Origin of the sequence: Idiomarina sp. 017G (genome assembly GCF_004362265.1) — a bacterium.
Lineage (GTDB): Bacteria > Pseudomonadota > Gammaproteobacteria > Enterobacterales > Alteromonadaceae > Idiomarina > Idiomarina loihiensis.
Window position 1 is genome coordinate 713,860 of the sequence record NZ_SNWT01000001.1, and the last position, 19,316, is coordinate 733,175.

Genomic DNA, 19,316 nt, shown 5'->3' on the forward strand with positions numbered 1-19,316 from the left:
TATAGTGACGAGTGAATTATGAACGAAGAAAACTTACAAAGTGTGCCGGTGAAATGCCCGCACTGTGGGCACAATACCTTTTTAGATATTGATGCCTCAGAGGGAAATCAGGATTATCAGGAAGAATGTGCTGCCTGCGGTGACCTCATTCATGTTCAGTTACAAGTTGATGAAGTTAACCAGCAGGCACGGGTGAAAGTAGATGGTAACGATGAGCAGTTTTACTGACGTTTAGCCAGCACACGCTCAACTGTTTCAACAATAGTGATGGTTTGCTGATCAAGTTCAATATTCAGACTGTCACCCACCTGCGTTGATTCCAAATTGGTCAGGCGCAAAGTTTCCGGAATTAAATGCAGACTAAAGCAATTAGCTTCAACCTGACCTACCGTCAAACTGGCGCCGTTAACCGCAATAAACCCTTTGGCAAACAAGTACGGGGTATATTGCTCTGGTAGTTCTATCCACATAGCAACGTTATTCTCAGAGGTGTCAATTTTATTCACTTTGCCCTGGCAGTGAATATGACCTGAAACTGCATGCCCGCCAATTTCATCGCCCACTTTTAGTGACCGCTCCAAATTAACCTTGTCTCCCTCTCCTAACAGCCCTAAATTTGTTAGTCGCAGGGTTTCATCAATAACGTCAAAGTGCACCTCAGTATCGCTAAATTCAACCACAGTTAAACAACAACCATTTATGGCAATACTTGCACCAATAGCCAGGTTTTGCAGAAATTGGGGTTCAGTTTTAACAACCAGATGTCGAAAAGATCCTTGGTCGGAGACTGAAAATATCGTAGCTTGGGTTTGAACTATACCGGTAAACATCGATAAGAACCTTATTGCAAGGAATAATACAATGAAGCGAAGTGTACTGATTTTCCGCTCTTTTGGCTATGCGTTAGTCGCTTTAGGGTTATCGGCCTGCTCAGATGACCAGGGTCTAACGGAATACGCAGATGCACTGCATAGCCGTGTCCAAAGTACACTAAAACTCCCCAATAACTCAATAGAAGCCCCCAAACCTCAGCTCCAGTATCCGGGCAAGCGCCCACTAACCCGAAATATTGAGCGGAGAAGCATGGGCTTACTGGAAAGTCTTCGGCTTAATCACTGTCAGTTAGGCCAGCTAATTGCTGAAAACAACAGTTCACTGGGAAAGCTAAAAGATGGGTTTAGCCGCTATCATGCTGACCTGAATATGATTCAGGCACTGAAGAAATGCATTGAGCATCCTGAATCAACCAATGTTAAAGATAAATTGAAAGAAGCATTAGTGCATAAGGAATCTCAACTGCAGAACAGCCTGGCAAATGCTTTCGCTCGTGACGACGGGCTGAGAAAAGCTCTGTCTGTTGGTAATAATTCGTTACCTAAAATACATGTGACGGAGTACAACTACGCTGTGAATGCGCTGGAGCGATTTACCCGCATTTTAGAGCGTTGGAGCTACACAAAAGAAGCAGATGCCCCCGATGAGCTAATAGAGATGCTCGGTCGTTTAGAGCGCAGTGACTACCTTCCTGACTTGTTCCGTACTATGCTAGATTACTCTTATAAACTGGAGAAAATGACCGAGCTGCTGCCTGAAGTTCCTAAGTCAGTTTATTGTCAAAATGGAAAAGTGCCAGATGACGCATTAGCACTAAAAGAAGCTTTTAACGCCATTTACCTCAAAGAAATGCAAAGTGACATAGCAGAATTGATTGAACAGCATCAGCGCTTACTCATGACTCTGGAGAACCTCGCAGGTATAGCCCCTCAACCGGAGCTAAAAGCTTACATTGCAGAACTCGGTACACTCAGTAAAAAGCTAACCGATGCATCAGTGCATTTTGTACGCCCATGGCAAAAATTCTATAGTGCCTGTGACTTTACACCAGGGCTGGATTAGCGGTTCGCTTAAAGATGCCAGTGTTTAGTTAGGCCAGGGTGTGGCGTACCCTGCTCTTTTTGATGAATTTCATTGATAACGTACCGTAAGCCAATAAAGACCCAAAGCCAGAACGCGGCATGTAGAGCCCCCGCCATAACAACAATGACGGAAGAGCGCATCAAAATATCGACATGTAATATATTAAAAGCGAGCTGTGCAATAATGCCGGCGATGGTCGCCAAAAAAAGAAGCCCTGCAACGGCACGTATTACTCGTAAAAAAGTAAACATTTAACCACCTCTTTTTCGTCAGTAAAAACTGAGTGTAGTGAACATTCTAGCAAAAGCCTTCTTAAGAAGGTAAGCGCAGTTATTCAAAGCTGAATAGAATTTCGACAAACAAATGCATTTAGTAAAAAATCACTTGCACCTGTGAGCGCAAATCACTAATATACCGCCCGTCGTTAACGACATTCCCCATAAAGTGCGTCCGTAGCTCAGTTGGTTAGAGCGCTGCCTTGACATGGCAGAGGTCGGTAGTTCGAGTCTACTCGGACGCACCATTCTAAGCGCCCGGCTTAACCCATAGAAAAATACTTTTACTCTGTTAATTAAAATACCCCCAAGTTTTATTCATTTACTTTGACTTTAATGGAAACACAACGACTAAAGCCTGGACAGGTTCTGTCTGTGAATTTCTTAATTGAAATGAAACATTGTTTGTATCGAAGTTTAACTAGCGCGGGCTTTAAGAAGGTAAGGGAAGTTTTTAGGGTAAATTTTGCCGCCCGTCTAAAACGACAGGCAGCAGGTTTAACTGGATTGCTTAGAAGTGCCAAGCAGCGCCAATGAAATAGCTATCATCTGTATCGCTGTCAAAACCATCTACATAAGCTGCACTTAAGCTGAATGAGCTGTTAATGTACCAACGAGCAGACAATTCAAATTGTTGGTAATCATCTTCATAGATGTCGAGGTGACGAACTAAACCGCCAAATTCAACCGCTTCGTTTAAACGATAAACAGCACCAGCTTGCACTGCATAACCATAATCATCATCAATACCAGAAGCATCCGCATAAGCTAGGTTAGCATCGACAAAACCCGCAAGCTGCTCAGTAAAGTCATGCTTATAACCAACACCAACTAGAGCTTGGTCAGATGAAAGACCGTGGTCACTAGTGTGGATGTAATCGCCCGTCAAGTAAATAGACTCGTCAAGCATTACACGACCATTAAGACCGAAAGCATCGCCATCAAAATCACTAGCGTCAATGTAGCGTGCTTCTACGCGATCAAAGTCAGAACCTTGGTCTGCGGCTAAAGTTGCACCACTAAATAACGCGGCGCCGATAAGTGTAGCTAATACTGCTTTTTTCATTCTTTAATACTCCGTTATGTCGTGCGTGTCCCGCACTTACTACTTCCGAGCTGCCAGGCAGCACTGCTTCATTCAGCGAAGCAATGTATGTAATAATAACGAAATAAACTTATATTTTTTGTTGTTTTTTAGTTGATAATCATATGATTATCGACATTTTTTACGACAAAAAGCAAAGAGAGTATGCGGGTAGATATACCTGCATACTCTCGAGTGAAAAGCTACTTAATAACGATAGGATTAATTGGAGAACCCGAGCCTCGCTCCATTTTTAAAGGCGCGGCAGTAAACATAAAGGTATATTGACCGTCTTCAAGGCTATCTGCAGCTAAATCGTCCAGCCAGTAAAGCTCACTCAACACCACACCTAAGTCCCGAATAAGCGCCCCATGCAGCGGGATCACATAATCTTTACCTTCAATCTTTTGCGGTACAAGTTCAACTGCCAGGTTATCAGCCGCAATCACGGGTATCTCCATATTATCAATCCATTTGATCAGGTCTTTGCTATAACACAGGCCGGGCTCTGTTGTTGCGCTCCACTCAGCATCTGGTTCCTCCTGATAGAAACGCCCTACAGATCCTGTTCTTATTAACAAAATATCGCGTTTTTCAACGGTTACATCCTGCGCTTCTGCCGTATCTTTCAAGTCTTGTAACGTAATGCATGAGCCCGGTGCCAGCCGTCCTACGTCACCACCTTTCAAATGCCCGACATCCAGCAGTACTCCGCGGCCAACAATACCGTGTTCAGCTAATACACCGACATCAACATGATCATGTCCATGCACTGTGCTATCGGCTGATACCCCGCCGTATACTTTATCGCCATACCAGGCGTGACCTAGTGCATCCATGTGCGTCGTGCCCTGTAAGTACATAAAAACTGCATCGTCTGAGTACTTAACGCCACCGGCCAGCTCATCCAGCTTATTTACGCTGTACATACTCTCGTCCTGCGTCATGAAGTGCATAGCCGGAACGCGTCCCGGGAACACAGGTCCCACTCCATGAGTAATCGGCAGTTGCAACGTAAAAGTTTCACCTGAACGAACGGCTTTTATACCACGTAAGGCCTGTTTTTCATCAAGGTAGTTAAGGGCTCCAAGTTGATCGTCATCGCCCCATTTCCCCCAGTTTTTGGGCATATCTTTTTGAAGGTTTTCAATATCGCTGGTCTGAGCCAACGAAACTCCCGAGGCACTCATAAGTGCGGTAGCTAAAGCCATTGATAGTACTGATTTTATAGTTTTCATTGTTCTTCCTTTTTTGTTGTTCTAACGCTTATATTAATAACTAAGTTTGATGTACTTAGTTTCCAAATATTCTTCAATTCCATGACGCCCGCCCTCACGGCCTATCCCCGACGATTTAACGCCGCCAAAAGGCACTGCCGCGTCAGATATAACGCCGCTATTAACACCAATCATTCCAACTTCAAGAGCTCTCGAAAGACGGTTAACCTGTCCTAAGTTCTGGCTGTAAAAATAAGCAGCTAATCCGGTTTGTTGCTGTCTGAGTTCTTCTAATAAAGCTGTCTCATCGTTGTATCGAACAATAGGTGCAACAGGCCCGAAAATTTCTTCATTCACACAACGCATAGAGCTATCAGCATTGAGTAACACAGTCGGGTAATACCAACGCTCTGAGTTTACCCACCGCTCTCCGCCGCAGGCGATTACGGCACCTTTTTTTACTGCATCTGCGACTATCTGCTCCACTTTTTCGAGTGCATTTTCATTAATCAATGGACCAATATCGACGGACTCATTTTTGCCGTTACCCAACATGAGTTGATTCACGCAGGCGATGAACTTCTCAGTAAACTCATCATAAACTTTGGTATGAATGTAAAAGGCATTGGCACATACGCAGGTCTGCCCCGCATTGCGAAATTTTGATTGGATAGCTCCTTGCACTGCACGCTCGACATCTGCGGTTTCACAAACAATAAAAGGCGCATTTCCGCCGAGTTCAAGTGAGAGTCGCTTAATCGTTGAAGCTGATGAAGCCATAAGTAAACGCCCGACTCGAGTTGAGCCGGTAAAACTTAACTTTCTGACCACGGCACTTTCACTGAATATTTTGCCAATAGCCTCCCCGTCGCCGGTTACAATGCTTAAAACACCTTCGGGAATCCCCGCCTGTATCGCTAACTCAGCAATTGCAATTGCTGTCAGTGGGGTTTCAAGAGCTGGTTTCACCAACATTGTGCAACCAGCCGCCAGTGCCGGCGCAACTTTTCGCGTGATCATCGCCGCAGGAAAATTCCAGGGTGTTATCGCAGCACAAACACCTACCGGCTCAGTAATAACTATCATCGATTCATCGATTGACGAGTACGGCAGAACGCTCCCCTGGTCTTGCAGGCTTGGCTGCGCATACCATTGAATGTAACTTGCTGCGTAACGTATCTCGCCTCGCGACTCAGATAATGGTTTACCCTGCTCACTGGTCAAAATGCCAGCAAGCTCCTCTTCCTTTTCATGCATGAGTTGATACCAGCGGAACAGCTTCTCGCATCGCTCTCTGAGAGGAACGTCTCTCCACTTGTAAAAAGCGGTTTCCGCAGACTCTATAGCACGTAAAATTTGCCTCGGTGTTAAATCGGGTACGTGACCTATCACATGTCCAGTTGCAGGATCATCAACAGCTATTGAGCTTTTTGTTGACGTGCCAACCCGGCTGTTTTTTATTAACTCCACATTATCGGGCTGTAAAACTTGTTCATTATTCATCGTTCGGTAAGTCCCTTTTTTGTTCTATGCGCCAGCGTTTTTGTTTTTTAACTAAAGTCGACTGATCAACTCCCAGAGCGCTGGCTGCCGCCCGCGTCGTACCGTGTATCAATAACGCCTCTTCAATTACTTTCTTCTCAAGCATCTCTACCTGCTCTTTTAGCGAGCAACCTTCACGCCCTAACGGCCTGTCAGTTGCTATTTCTATAGGTAACTGAGCCGTTGTGATCAGCGACTGTTCAGAAGTCACCATTAATCGTTCTGTCAGGTTAATCAGCTCGCGAATATTGCCCGGCCATTCATATTGTTTAAGACGAGCAATCACATCCGCATGCCAACGACAGTCCAGCTCATAGTTTTCATTGAAATGGTTGAGATAATGTTCAAGCAGTACGGGGATTTCTTCCATCCTTTCTCGCAGGGGAGGCAGTTCAATCGGTACCACACTTAATCGGTATAACAAGTCTTCCCGAAAATGACTTTCGGCAACAAGTTTCTTTAAGTCATGATGTGTTGCAGAAATTAACCGAAAGTTCGTTTGCTTAAACGATGTCGCGCCGACCGGTAAAAACCGCTTCTCATCAATAACTTTAAGTAACTTGGCTTGAAGAGTTAGTGGCAAATCACCAATTTCATCAAGAAACAAAGTGCCATTATTAGCCGCCTCAAGTAACCCTGTCTTGCCTTTCTCTGAGGCTCCGGTGAACGCCCCGGAAGCATAACCAAATAACTCAGACTCAAGCAGAGATTCTGGCATCGCGGCACAATTTAATTCAATAAAAGGCCCGTTAGCGACATTGCTGTAACTATGAATAGTCCGTGCAAGCAGTGTTTTCCCGGTACCTGTTTCTCCCTGTAGCAACACTTTTGCAGAGGAGCTTGCGACTCGTTTTGCGAGATCATAGCAAGCTCTCATTTGCCGACTAATGACAAAAGGCTCTTTATGGCCATCGGTTGAAACAGAAGCCCCATATTGCTCTCGTAAGCTCAGTAACTGTTCCAGCTTTTCCTGCGCTCTTTTAGCTTTTAGCAGCTCAGTGACATCCCGAACCGTGGTAACGATGTATTCAATACGCCCGTCGGAGTCGAACATTGGTGTACCAGAAACTAAAATTTGGTGCTCTTTACTTACGTCCTGCGTCAAAGTAACAGGTCTTCTTTCTTTCAAAACCTCCAAAGATACCGAGCGCGAAATATAGCCACGCTTCACAACTTCGGACATATGTAACCCCCGAAGCTTTTCCTTCGGAATACCGGTAATACGCTCATAAGCCGTATTAACCGTTATCGTAATGCCGTTACCATCGGTGATATAAACACCGTCGCTCATCGCATCTAATACACGCTGTAACCTATCGCTACCGAACATCGCTCTGCTCCTTTTTAGGTGCGCGCAAACGCCAGCCATATAGCAAAAAACATAACAGCAGCCCTGCAGCGAAAGCCCAGGTTGCTCCTTTAACTACAAGAATTGCCCCGATAATTCCAGCTATGCCCAGGTCGCGTTCCGTTTTTGCTTCCTGAATGCCAATACGAACGCTGACGTAGCCTTGTATAAGCAAAGTCAGAGCTAAAGCAATTCCCAGAATCGGTTGAACTAAGCTAACCACCGGCAGAAGTAAAAGGCCGGTATTGGTTCCCCAGCGAAAAGAACCCGCGCCTCCAAAAATGGAGTCCATAGCTTTCCGCCCTTTTTTAAAGCGCTCAACAATTACCACATGCATTGCCGCCCATAACGGTCCGCACATCGCAACATCAGGGCCAATAATACTCATACCAAAGTTGCGGGCACCAAAAATGAGATGCGCGCGATCGGCGTTGTAATCAATTTTTTCGTCCTGACGCATCTCATCTGCTTCCGCCAGAATAGCTTTGCTCTGTAACACATCGCCGAACAGCACAATATAAGCTGCCAGCACCGTTGGTATGGCAGTTAAAAACATACTGAGAGGCGGTAGCCCGACACCAAAAACGGTGTAATGCGCGAATAAGGTTGCGAAGTCAGGTGATGTTATGCCCCATTCGATATCTGGCCATGGAGCTTCTGAAGCCAGTGGTGCAATCACAATAGCCAAAGCGATAATGGGAAAAATGCCGAGCTTACCCAGTGCACGAAGAACCCAGTGTTTATTCTGAACCGTCGCAAAATGACGTGAAAAAATAAGATAAAAAGCAATGCCAACCGCAATTGAGATAGTAAACGGATAGGATTCGAAACGGCCTCCCTCCTCAAATACTACCGCTACCGCAGCTAATCCGGAGCCCATGATGATCCCAGCTTTTATAGCACTGGGAATAAGCTGTACTACCCGTTTTGCAACACCGGATGCTCCCAGCCCAATAGCAAAAAGTCCCAGCATCATCTGAAACGCTATCAAAGCATGCACTCTCGCTTCCCCCTCCGGAAAGGTCGATACGTACATCATCAATAAAGGAATAGCGGGCGTTATCCATCCTGGAACAACAGGGTCGCCCAATAAATGGTGCAACAAATAAAACGCGCCATTAATCAAAACAACCGCTAATGCCGCTTCAAATGGCATTCCCAGTAATTCGGTCATTAACGATATTGCCGCCAAATCGACGGCGCACATTAATAATCCCTGCAGATAGTCTGGCCACTCAAAGCGATAGTGCAGAAATGGCAATCTGACCTTGAATGGTCCCATAGGCCAGAAAGGTGCTTCAGCCCCGTCTTTTCGTTGTTTCCATAACGACATAATGAGTCCTTTTAGTAAGCGGCCTGATAAATTGCTTCGATATCATCGACGCTAAGTTCACGAGGATTATTTCTCAATAAACGAGTCACACCACTCGCCGCTTCAGCTATTGAACGCAGATCACTGCGTTCAATACCAAACTCTCTTAATCCGCCCGGAATTTCGACAGCCCGGCAGAGGGATTCAAGTTTCTCAATAACGAAGTCTCCTGCGTCGGCTTCGCTAATCGTTGCCTCGGCCCCCATCGCCAGCGCGATATTGAGAAAATCATTTGGGCAGGATGATAGATTCCAGCGCATGACGTGAGTGAACATCAGTGCATTACTAACCCCATGCGACAAGTGATAACGCCCGCCCAGGGGATAAGCCAAGGCATGTACTGCACCAACTCCTGCATTTCCGAATGCCAACCCAGCCATTAAGCTACCGGTAGCCATACGCTCTCTTGCGTCGAGATCGTCAGGACGTCGATAAGCATCGGGCAAGGCGTTGACGATCATTTTTATGGCGCCTACTGATAACGCCCGGGTGATATCTGAAGCAAAATTAGAAATATAACTTTCTACGGCGTGCACCAATGCATCAATGCCACTTGCTGCCGTTACAGATGGCGGGCAACTCTGCGTCAATTCCGGTGCAACAATCGCCACATCCGGCAGCAGTTCATCGCTGACAATCCCCTTTTTCAGTTGTGCCTCTACGTCTGACAGGATGGATATATTAGTGACTTCGGAGCCTGTTCCTGCGGTGGTCGGTAAACAAATTAAAGGCACGGTTCGCCGCGCACAATTGTTCTCGCCAAACAGTTCGTTCAAAGCTCTCTTCTCACTTTGATATACCGCAACGGCTTTTGCGGTATCCATTGCACTGCCGCCACCAATTCCAATAATCCCATCACAGCTTTCATTAATGAAAACGTCACGGCACGATTCAACGACATGGGTTTCTGGCTCCGCTGATATCTCAGAGTAAATAACAATACCCGTAATGCCCTGACTTTTAAGTTCGGCAACAATAGGTTGGATTAGCCCGGCATCAAGTACGCCTTTATCCGTCACAATTAAGGGATGCCTCAAGTTAAGCCTGCACATCTCGGAAAATAGCTGGTTACTTGCTCCTGAGCCGGTAAGCAATCGTCCCGCCGTTTTAAAAACCTGTACGCTATTAGCTGTCATAGATTTCCTTCATCTATACCTTCAAGTTATGTCAATAAACTGTAGCAAAACCCGTACCACTCACAACAAAATTATATAACCCTTTGTTTTTAAATTACTTTACGTGACTTCACCTGCTGAAATTAAAATATCTTGATGAATTAAATCATCAATACACCAATATTTGATGAGATATTTCATCAAATAGTTAAATGTAAATACATTAAAAAATCATAAAAAACATAGAGTTACTCGAAGCCCACCGTTTGGCACAAGCATTGCTACTCAAACCGCTGACATTAGTCAAATAATAAAAAACCAGGGATTATAAAAATGAATAACAAATACACTATTTACCGGTCGCTAAGTATTGCAGGAATGTTAATCAGTGGAAGCTCAGCAGCGCAGACAACTCCGGACTGGGATTTCAACTTTAACGGCTACATCAATGCACATGCGGTATACGCAAGCTGTGACGACTCTGATAATACCGTCGCAGGAAACGCGCTGCTATGTATTGGTGAAGATGCTACGTCAGTATCAAATGGATACAGCCCCTCCAGCTTTCAATTCTCAGCAACAACTCAGACACATGATTTCGATATAAAAGCATTTTTAGCAATTGAGCCAGGATCTACTGATAACAGTGCCTTTAACGGCAACGGAGACAATCGGGCTTACCGAGCGTATTTTACAGTAGGAAATGACGATGTCGGAACGTTAAAAGTCGGACGCGGCTATGGAGTATTTGGCATTGATGTCGTTTTAGAGGATATGGCATTGAGCGGTGTCGGTGCGCCGGCCTCAATTCGCAGCCCATTAAATACCTCGTTGGGTGCCGCGGGCTATGGCTATATTTTTGCCGACCGACTTTCTCAAATTACATACAGTCGTGAACTAGGAGAAAACTTCCACGCTGATATCGGCATTTTTCAACCTTTAGATTCTGTCAGTTTCGGCGGTAATGGTTATGTTGGCGATTCAGGTTCTGAACGCCCTGGACTTCATGGACGGCTTCGCTATAACTACGATTACGGGTTTATTTCAACAACTTTCTATAATCAAAAGGTCAGTACCTCACTTGATGATTACAATGCAAAAGGAATCGATATCACTGCCGCCATTCAGCTTGATGACACTCGGTTATCACTCTCAGCTTTTGATGCGTCAGGCCTGGGCTATTATGGCTTATTAATTGATGCTGCTGACATCAACGGCAGTCCACGCGACAGTTCAGGCTGGTTTACACAGCTAACCCATCAATTTGGTGCAACCAAAGTTGGCCTGAATTATGGCACGTCAAAAGTGGACTTAGCTGGCGTAGACAGCTTAGAGCAAGTCAAACAACAAACAAAAGTCAGCGCTGCCGTTTATCACACCTTATGGGAAATTTTTACGGTTTCGGCTGAAGTGTCGGCGCTAGAAGCAGAAAACCACATGAACCAAAGCATTAAAAACGAAGCTTTCAGTATCGGCTTTGCGCTGTCATTTTAATCATTAGCATTATTTTCAATAGACAGTCACTGCTCGCGCTTTCAGAGCAATGACTGTCAAACTGGCAGTTTAGTAGCTAAGCACCATTTGAAAATCTCCTTCCTGTCTTCTAAATTCAATACTTTAGGTTCATTCAGCACTCCAACAGAAGTTGACCGAAGCAATGACGAATTCAGGCATCATACTGGTGGCGTCAGCGGCGCTGTTCTGGGGACTGTCCGGCGGAATAGCCGGCATTCTAATCAACGACGATTGGAATGCCGTTTTAGTATCTTTTTGCCGGGGTGCTGTCGGGCTTATATTTGTGCTGATGTGGTTGGTTTTAAGACCTCGCAATAGTGGGTTCACTAACGGTAAGTTATGGTTGTGGTCTATCATCGCCGGGTTTGGGGTCTCCGGAAATTTCGCTTTTTATTTCTTCAGTATTTCTGAGAGCAGCGTTGCCGTTGCAGCGACACTCATGTATTGCGCCCCCATATTTGTTTACCTAATTTCTTTCGCTATTAAAATTGAACGCCCCACGTTAAGCAAATGTGCTGCAATATTGTTAGTCATGGCTGGTGTCGTATTGCTCACCCGTGTGTATCAAATCGACAGCAGTGGTATTACTCCTATAGGCGTCATAGCCGGACTTCTTTCAGGTATGTCACTGGCGCTTTTTATTTTTGGCTTTAAATACGCCGCCAGGCAAGGTAGTCCGCAGGCGGTTCTTGCAATCGCATTTTCTACCCTGACACTGGCTCTGGGGACATTAATTGATATAGAGGAAGCCGGCAGAGTCGTGAACTCAGCAGACTGGCCGCTCTTTGCTATTCTCGGAGTACTGGGCGGTGGCGCATCATTTATTCTTTATATTATTGGGCTGAGAAGAACATTGCCCGCGCTGGCATCTATAGTGGCGACAATAGAACCCGTTACGGCAGCGCTATTCGGCGTGATTATTTTAGGTGAGGTGCTGGCTTACACGCAGGTACTAGGAATGCTGATAATACTGGCTACGGTCACTGCGCTGGGTGTTTATTCGAGCAAACAGTGAAGCTTTTGCTCAGATTACCTCAGTGTATTTGTCCGGAACCCTGTTACAATAACCACAGAAACCTGACACAGAAAGTGGCCCCTTTAATGCCTATAAATACGCCTGAAAATATCTCGGATAACACTTCTGAGACTTCACCTGAACTCCTTCACTTTAATCAACTGAACCTGCCGCCAGCGTTACTGACACGGCTTGATGAAATTGGTTACCAACAAATGACACCGGTGCAGTCCTTAAGCTTGCCGGTCATTTTAAATAACACCGACGCCGTTGTTCGCGCTGATACCGGTTCAGGAAAAACCACCGCTTTTGCGCTGACTTTGCTGGCAAAGCTGGAGGCAAAAAGCTTTTCGCCACAGGCGTTGGTATTGTGCCCTACTCGTGAACTCGCCCATCAGGTTGCTGACGAGGTTCGTAAGCTGGCTAAGTCAATGCTTAATATCAAAATACTGACCCTGTGCGGTGGCGAGCCATCACGTATTCAGACCAACTCGCTTGAGCATGGCGCTCATGTTTTAGTTGGCACACCCGGGCGGGTACTTGATCATCTTGAGCAGCGCAATGTTGATTTGTCTATGTTGACGACTCTGGTTCTTGATGAAGCCGACCGAATGTTAGAAATGGGATTTCAGGACAGCCTGAACGCCATCGTTAAACACATTCCAAAAACACGACAGACACTATTATTCAGTGCCACCTACCCTAAAAATATCGCTGCCTTAGCAGAACAGGTGACAACTAAGGCTAGAAATATTGAGGCCATTCAAGAGCAGGCAAAGCCGCAAATTGAGCAGCTCTTTTATGCCATGAATAATGAAGACAGCGCACAGCTGGTAATGAATTTACTGGGCGATCATCAACCCGAAAACTGTCTGGTTTTCTGCAACACCAAGAACGAAGTAAAAGACATTTTTAACACACTTCGGGCCAATAAATTCAGCGTATTGGCTCTGCATGGTGAGCTTGAACAAAAAGATCGCGATCAGGCGATTATACAATTTAGTAATGGCAGTGCTCGCGTACTCATTGCAACCGATGTCGCTTCCCGTGGGCTGGATATCGCCGAACTTGATTTAGTGATTAGCGTTAATATGGCTCATGATTTAGACACTCATACCCACCGCATAGGTCGTACTGGACGCGCGGGCAAAGAAGGCGTCGCAATAACCTTAATTGCGGAAAAAGATGATTATAAAATGCGCTTGCTTGAGGATACTTTTGCCGAACCCATTCAGGTAAAACCTGCGCCAGCGCTGTCTAACAATAGACCGTTGAAAGCCAATATGTCGACCATACAAGTCAGTGGCGGGAAAAAGGACAAGTTGAGACCGGGTGACATTGTTGGCGCCCTAACGAAGGATAACGTTTTAAGTGCTGACGACATTGGAAAAATAAAGCTGGAAAGTACCTTTGGTTTTGTTGCGGTAAACTCCCGTTTGGCTAAGCACGCTTTAGGGCTTATCAATAATAATAAAATAAAAGGTAAGAAGTTTCGGGCAAAAGTACTTTAATTCGCGGTGTCTCAGCCTGCTCTCTTAAATGACAATGTAAAAAGCGGTGATACTCTCTTCGTTCTGAAGAGAATACCACCGCTCACACGCTTAACTATTATTTCAGATCAAAGCGATCTAACTGCATGACTTTCGTCCATGCCTGAACAAAGTCGTTAACAAACTTCTCGTCTGCATCACTCATTGCATACACTTCTGCAACAGCACGCAATTCAGAGTTTGAACCGAAAATCAGATCAACCGTCGTAGCAGTATATTTCTGTTCTCCAGTTTTACGATCAAAGCCTTCGTATATCGCTTCGTTGTCCGATGACTTTTTCCATTCGTTATCCATGCTTAGCAGGTTAACGAAAAAGTCATTATTCAACGTGCCCGGCTGGTCTGTGAAAACACCATGATCACTGTCGTTATAATTAGCGTCCAGCGAACGTAAGCCACCCACTAATACCGTCATTTCCGGTACCGTTAAGGTTAGCTGGTCAGCTTTATCTACCATATGCTGAGCTGGTGAAACACGGTTGCCTTCAGCATAGTAGTTGCGGAATGCGTCAGCTTTAGGCTCAAGGAACGAGAACGAGTTAACGTCCGTCATTTCCTGAGAGGCATCAGTACGACCCGGCTCAAAAGGTACCGTCACATCGTAACCGGCATCTTTCCCCGCTTTTTCAATAGCCGCAGCGCCGCCTAAAACGATAACATCAGCCAAAGACACGTACTTGTCGCCGGACAGCTCATCATTAAAGTCTTCCTGAACGCCTTTCAGCGTATCCAGCACTTTCTTAAGCTCAGCCGGGTTGTTCGCTTCCCAGTTCATCTGAGGCTCTAATGCAATACGAGCGCCGTTAGCACCGCCACGCATGTCAGTACCGCGGAAGCTTGATGCCGAAGCCCAGGCCGTACGAACTAACTGAGGCACGCTAAGGCCTGAGTCCAGAATTGCAACCTTAAGCTGCTCAACGTCATTCTCGTTAATCAGTTCAAAATCGACTGCAGGAATTGGATCCTGCCACAGAAGATCTTCCTGCGGAGCCATATCACCAAGATAACGCTGTTTAGGCCCCATATCGCGGTGCGTCAATTTGAACCAGGCTTTTGCGAACGCCAGTTCAAACTCTTTAGGGTCTTCATGGAAGCGTTTAGCAATTTTGCGATACTCAGGGTCTTCTTTTAGCGAAAGATCCGTCGTAAACATAATAGGTGCGTGACGCTTGCCTTCAACGTGAGCATCAGGAACTAAATTAGACGCCTGACCATCAACAGGGATCCACTGAATAGCACCGGCTGGACTCTTAGTCTGTTCCCACTCAAAACCAAACAGGTTATCCAGATACTGAGTTGTCCAGGCTGTCGGGTTCACTGACCACGCCCCCTCTAAACCACTGGTAATGGTATCTTCGGCGTTACCTTTACCACATTTATTTTTCCAGCCCAGACCTTGCTCTTCAACACCTGCAGCCGCGGGTTCCGCGCCTAAACATTCTTCTGGCTTGTGCGCACCATGTGCCTTACCAAAGGTATGTCCACCGGCAATCAGAGCAACGGTTTCTTCGTCGTTCATTGCCATGCGGCCAAAGGTGTCACGGATGTCCTTCGCAGCCAGTAAAGGATCAGGCTTGCCGTTAGGGCCTTCGGGGTTAACATAAATCAGACCCATCTGAACAGCGGCCAGAGGGTTTTCAAGTTCGCGATCGCCTGAATAACGCTCATCACCCTTTAACCATTCTTTTTCGGGGCCCCAGTAAACAATATCAGGTTCCCAGGCATCTTCACGTCCGCCGGCAAAACCAAAAGTTTCGAAACCCATAGACTCAAGCGCAACGTTACCGGTTAGCACCATCAAGTCAGCCCATGAAATATCTCTTCCGTATTTCTGTTTGACCGGCCATAACAGACGGCGCGCTTTATCCAGACTGACGTTATCCGGCCAGCTGTTCAAAGGTTCAAAACGTTGCTGAGCGCCTGCCGCACCGCCGCGGCCATCCTGAACCCGGTAGGTTCCGGCACCATGCCAGGCCATACGAATAAAGAATGGACCATAATGACCGTAGTCGGCTGGCCACCAGTCCTGATCAGAGGTCATCAGCTCTTCAATGTCTTTTTTAACCTGCTCAAGGTCAAGCTGACTGAAGGCTTCGGCATAATCAAAATCATCGCCGTAAGGGTCTGATTCAGGACTATGTTGACGCAATGGCTCTAAATTGAGCTTATTTGGCCACCAGAAATCGTTCGACTTAGGCTCTGGAGAATTCACCTCATAAGATGCGTTTTCCTGAGCATTTGCAACACCCGTTCCGGCTGAAAACGATATCGCAATCGCTACAGCGGAAAGTAAAGGTACTGTTTTCTTAAACATGATTAATTACCCTTTTCGTTAGACACAATAAGTGCGTCAGTAATATAAAACAAACGCAGTGTTTTAGGGGGCTCAGATAGGCTCGAAAAATAGATTGCCATAATCGGATTGTCAGTCTTGACCCAAAAATTTGAGTCATAAATATGTTAAGAATGTTTAAAAATTGAGGTAAAAATAACGATCTGGGTATATACCTACAACTAAGTTAATTGTTAAAACAGTGTAGGTTTTATTATGAATAAACACAGAAAAAGCTACTTATCACTCTGTACTCTTGCCGCTTTAAGTTCGTTTGCTCTCCAACCGCAGGCTCTGGCTATGCAGCAAGAGCGCAATAAAGATGACGAGGAAGCTATAGAGAAAATTACTGTGGTAGGCAGTAATATTCGGGGGGCGCAAGCTGCCGGACGACTCCCGGTGACTATCCTCGATTCAGATGACATCATTAATACAGGCGCTGTTACTGGGGATGAGCTGCTTCGCTCTATTCCTCAAGTGGGCGATATCAGTTTTAACAACGAGCGATCTATTGGTGGCGTTAATGATGCACGTGGCGATGTCGCTTCCATTAACTTGCGAGGCATAGGCACAGGTAATACCTTAACTCTGCTCAACGGTCGTCGCCTGGTTTTGCACCCGGGAACCCAGACCGAGAACTTTGTTCCTGTTACCACGGTAAACTCAAACACGCTTCCGGTAACCGGCTTAAGACGACTTGAAGTACTTCGTGATGGTGCCTCGGCACTTTATGGAACCGATGCCGTAGCTGGTGTCGTTAATTATGTGCTGAAAAAAGAAGTCACTCAAACTCAGTTAAACCTGAGCGCCGGCAACGCTGAAGGAACTTCAATGCAACAGTACCTTGCCAGCGGTTCAACCGGCGTATTTTTTAACGACAATAAAAGCCATTTAAGTCTGTCTTTCGCTTATTACACCCGTGATGAAATCGGCGCCAATGAGCGCTCATATTCAGCCAGCGAAGACCGTCGTTTTAACGACAGAATACCAGAGGCTTTTGTCGGTGATACCCAATTAGACAACCGTTCGTTATCCAGCCCCTGGGCAATATACGATGGTGAAAATATTGGCCGTTTCCATATTCGCCCGGAATCTATGGGTGATTGCTTTCAAACTTTGTCTGATGGAGTCTGTGCTGCCGAAGGCTCGATTCCCAGAGATATGCGTTACGACTCAGCTCAGGATCAGAGCATGACCTCGGCAATAGACCGGGTAAACCTATTTGCTTATTACACACATTCTCTTGCGCCTAACTTAGAGCTTTTTGGCGAGGCCTTGTACTACGAGGCGCTATCCAAGCGTCGTCGCGAACAAAATGCCAATCTTACCGCGCAGCGCTTCACTATTAGCGAAGATGCCGCTTACAACCCATTTGGCGAAACCGTAACATTACGCAACATACGGCCAATGGATGTCGACCCAAGAAGAATAGAAGTTGAAGACTCCAGTTACCGTCTACTGGGAGGCATAAAAGGTTACTCAGAACAGTGGGAATGGGAATCCGCCCTGCTCTATTCCAGAGCCGACACACTGGATACGGGTTATAACCGCATCCACGTGAGTGCGCTGCAAGAGGCAATTAACTCAACCAATATAGAAGAAGCTTATAATCCATTTATTGGCGGTAACCCGGATAACCTAAATAACGGCACGTCAGTCTATAACTCAGCTGAGGTTATAGCCGGGCTGACCGAAGACATAACCCGCGACAGTACCAGCGAACTAGCGCAATGGGACTTCAAACTATCAAACCCTGTGCTTACATCCTGGTACGCAGGTGACATTGGTATTGCTGCAGGCGTTGAGTATCGCTACGAAGCCTATGCCGATGATCGTCACTACTTGCTGGATGGCTCTAGCCCTTTCTACGATCAAGTCACTGGCGAGCTCATGACCAACTCCGATGTTCTGGGAAGCAGCTTTACACCAGACTCAGAAGGCAGTCGTAACGTCTTCTCAGCTTATACTGAACTCCTGGTACCCCTGCACGAAACCATAGATATGCAACTGGCGCTTCGTTACGAAAGATTTAACGATGTCGGCAGCGTAACCAAACCTAAAGTCGCCCTTAGCTGGTTGCCGATGGACTGGTTGCAATTAAGAGCATCGTACTCCGGTGGTTTCCGCGCACCTAACTTACCTCAGGTGGTTGAGGAAAGTGTTTCCCGAACCAATTCCAGAACCGATCCTGTTATTGATGACCGCTACAGCATAACCGAGATTAGAGGCGGCAATAGCAAACTCACACCAGAAGACGACGAAATTTATAATGTCGGTTTTGCCATTACCCCTTTCGATAACTTTCTTATTACTGTCGATCGCTGGACAATTGAACAAGAAAACGTTGTCGGAATTTTAAACAGCCAAACCCACTTACTTTATGATTCACTGCTGCGTTCACAAGGCAGCTCAAATCCAGCCGTTATACGTAACGATGACCTGGAAGTTGTTTACGTAAATAATCAGTACGACAACCTTGAAGTTCGGGAAATTTCCGGCACCGATATCAGTATTAATTATGAAGTTAACAGTGAGGCATTTGGGTTGTTCAACTTTTCCTTAAATGCAGCTCACTTGCGTAAATTTATGCAAACCCCGGACCCTATAAGTGCCATTGTTCTGGAAGCTCAGGAAAATGGTAACCCTGCCGTTCCTATTGACATTCCGGTGGTTGGCGCAGGTGATTTACGGCAAATGGACGGCAACCCTAAATGGCGTTCGTTTGCTCGTCTAGACTGGGATCTCGGGAACTGGGGCGCGGGTATACGAGTCAACTATGTTGATGACTTTTACGAAACTAGCGTTACAACGTCGGATGGAGACATGATGCCAATTGATAGCTGGATCACAACCGATATCTATCTCGACTACTATTTTAATCAGGAGTCACTCGATGGCTTAAGTCTGCGAATCGGTGCCCGCAATCTGGCTGATAAAAACCCGCCCATTGCAGATGAAAGCTTCGGTTACTTTTCCGATGTTCATTCAAATCGTGGACGTTATACATACGCAACTTTGTCGTGGGCATTTTAGG

15 protein-coding genes and 1 tRNA gene are annotated in these 19,316 nt (G+C 45.9%); 7 read left to right on the forward strand and 9 right to left on the reverse strand.

All coding sequences use genetic code 11. The features are described 5' to 3' along the window. Positions 1–18 precede the first annotated feature (18 nt). On the forward strand, positions 19–228 hold the full coding sequence (locus DEU30_RS03520) for a CPXCG motif-containing cysteine-rich protein (protein ID WP_011234647.1): 210 nt from the start codon (positions 19–21) through the stop codon (positions 226–228). Here the strand turns inward: DEU30_RS03520 and DEU30_RS03525 are convergent. Next, positions 222–830, reverse strand: a complete 609-nt coding sequence (locus DEU30_RS03525; RefSeq protein WP_011234648.1) for a riboflavin synthase — start codon at positions 828–830, stop codon at positions 222–224. The two genes, DEU30_RS03520 and DEU30_RS03525, sit on opposite strands and share 7 nt — an antisense overlap. Positions 831–861: 31 nt before the next feature. On the opposite strand from DEU30_RS03525, the gene DEU30_RS03530 reads away from it, so the two are divergent. Further along, entirely contained in the window at positions 862–1,896 is a 1,035-nt protein-coding gene (locus DEU30_RS03530) for a DUF3080 domain-containing protein (RefSeq protein ID WP_011234649.1), read from the forward strand. Positions 1,897–1,904: 8 nt separating this feature from the next. Here DEU30_RS03530 and DEU30_RS03535 read toward each other — a convergent pair whose 3' ends face one another. Beyond that, positions 1,905–2,168, reverse strand: a complete 264-nt coding sequence (locus tag DEU30_RS03535) for a hypothetical protein (RefSeq protein WP_011234650.1) — start codon at positions 2,166–2,168, stop codon at positions 1,905–1,907. A 195-nt stretch (positions 2,169–2,363) separates the two neighbouring features. Between DEU30_RS03535 and DEU30_RS03540 the strand changes: the two genes are divergently transcribed. Beyond that, positions 2,364–2,440 (forward strand) — tRNA-Val (locus DEU30_RS03540). A gap of 263 nt (positions 2,441–2,703) precedes the next feature. Here the strand turns inward: DEU30_RS03540 and DEU30_RS03545 are convergent. The 6 genes from DEU30_RS03545 to DEU30_RS03570 form a co-directional block, all read right to left on the reverse strand. Continuing rightward, the gene (locus DEU30_RS03545) at positions 2,704–3,258 is read right to left on the reverse strand and encodes a porin (protein WP_011234651.1); all 555 of its coding nucleotides are present in this window, start codon (positions 3,256–3,258) and stop codon (positions 2,704–2,706) included. Positions 3,259–3,479: 221 nt separating this feature from the next. Then, positions 3,480–4,514 carry a cyclase family protein gene (locus DEU30_RS03550; protein WP_011234652.1) on the reverse strand — a complete coding sequence of 345 codons (1,035 nt, stop codon included), beginning with the start codon at positions 4,512–4,514 and terminating at the stop codon, positions 3,480–3,482. Between the two features lie 33 nt (positions 4,515–4,547). Then, entirely contained in the window at positions 4,548–5,996 is a 1,449-nt protein-coding gene (locus DEU30_RS03555; RefSeq protein ID WP_011234653.1) for an NAD-dependent succinate-semialdehyde dehydrogenase, read from the reverse strand. Continuing rightward, on the reverse strand, positions 5,989–7,365 hold the full coding sequence (locus DEU30_RS03560; protein WP_011234654.1) for a sigma 54-interacting transcriptional regulator: 1,377 nt from the start codon (positions 7,363–7,365) through the stop codon (positions 5,989–5,991). Before DEU30_RS03560 ends, DEU30_RS03555 begins: the two co-directional genes overlap by 8 nt. Continuing rightward, positions 7,355–8,716, reverse strand: a complete 1,362-nt coding sequence (locus DEU30_RS03565) for a hypothetical protein (RefSeq protein ID WP_011234655.1) — start codon at positions 8,714–8,716, stop codon at positions 7,355–7,357. Before DEU30_RS03565 ends, DEU30_RS03560 begins: the two co-directional genes overlap by 11 nt. An 11-nt stretch (positions 8,717–8,727) precedes the next feature. Then, positions 8,728–9,891 carry an iron-containing alcohol dehydrogenase gene (locus DEU30_RS03570; protein ID WP_016341336.1) on the reverse strand — a complete coding sequence of 388 codons (1,164 nt, stop codon included), beginning with the start codon at positions 9,889–9,891 and terminating at the stop codon, positions 8,728–8,730. 312 nt (positions 9,892–10,203) lie between these two features. On the opposite strand from DEU30_RS03570, the gene DEU30_RS03575 reads away from it, so the two are divergent. From DEU30_RS03575 to dbpA, 3 genes are all read left to right on the forward strand, one after another. Beyond that, on the forward strand, positions 10,204–11,364 hold the full coding sequence (locus DEU30_RS03575; protein ID WP_011234657.1) for a porin: 1,161 nt from the start codon (positions 10,204–10,206) through the stop codon (positions 11,362–11,364). Positions 11,365–11,527: 163 nt separating this feature from the next. Further along, the gene (locus tag DEU30_RS03580) at positions 11,528–12,400 is read left to right on the forward strand and encodes a DMT family transporter (protein ID WP_011234658.1); all 873 of its coding nucleotides are present in this window, start codon (positions 11,528–11,530) and stop codon (positions 12,398–12,400) included. A gap of 86 nt (positions 12,401–12,486) precedes the next feature. Beyond that, a complete protein-coding gene (gene dbpA / locus DEU30_RS03585; protein ID WP_011234659.1) occupies positions 12,487–13,911 on the forward strand; it encodes an ATP-dependent RNA helicase DbpA in 1,425 nt (474 codons plus the stop codon). 97 nt (positions 13,912–14,008) lie between these two features. Here the strand turns inward: dbpA and katG are convergent, their stop codons facing one another. Further along, on the reverse strand, positions 14,009–16,264 hold the full coding sequence (katG, locus tag DEU30_RS03590; protein WP_114981257.1) for a catalase/peroxidase HPI: 2,256 nt from the start codon (positions 16,262–16,264) through the stop codon (positions 14,009–14,011). Between the two features lie 234 nt (positions 16,265–16,498). On the opposite strand from katG, the gene DEU30_RS03595 reads away from it, so the two are divergent. Then, entirely contained in the window at positions 16,499–19,315 is a 2,817-nt protein-coding gene (locus DEU30_RS03595; RefSeq protein WP_016341337.1) for a TonB-dependent receptor, read from the forward strand. Position 19,316: the final 1 nt, after the last annotated feature.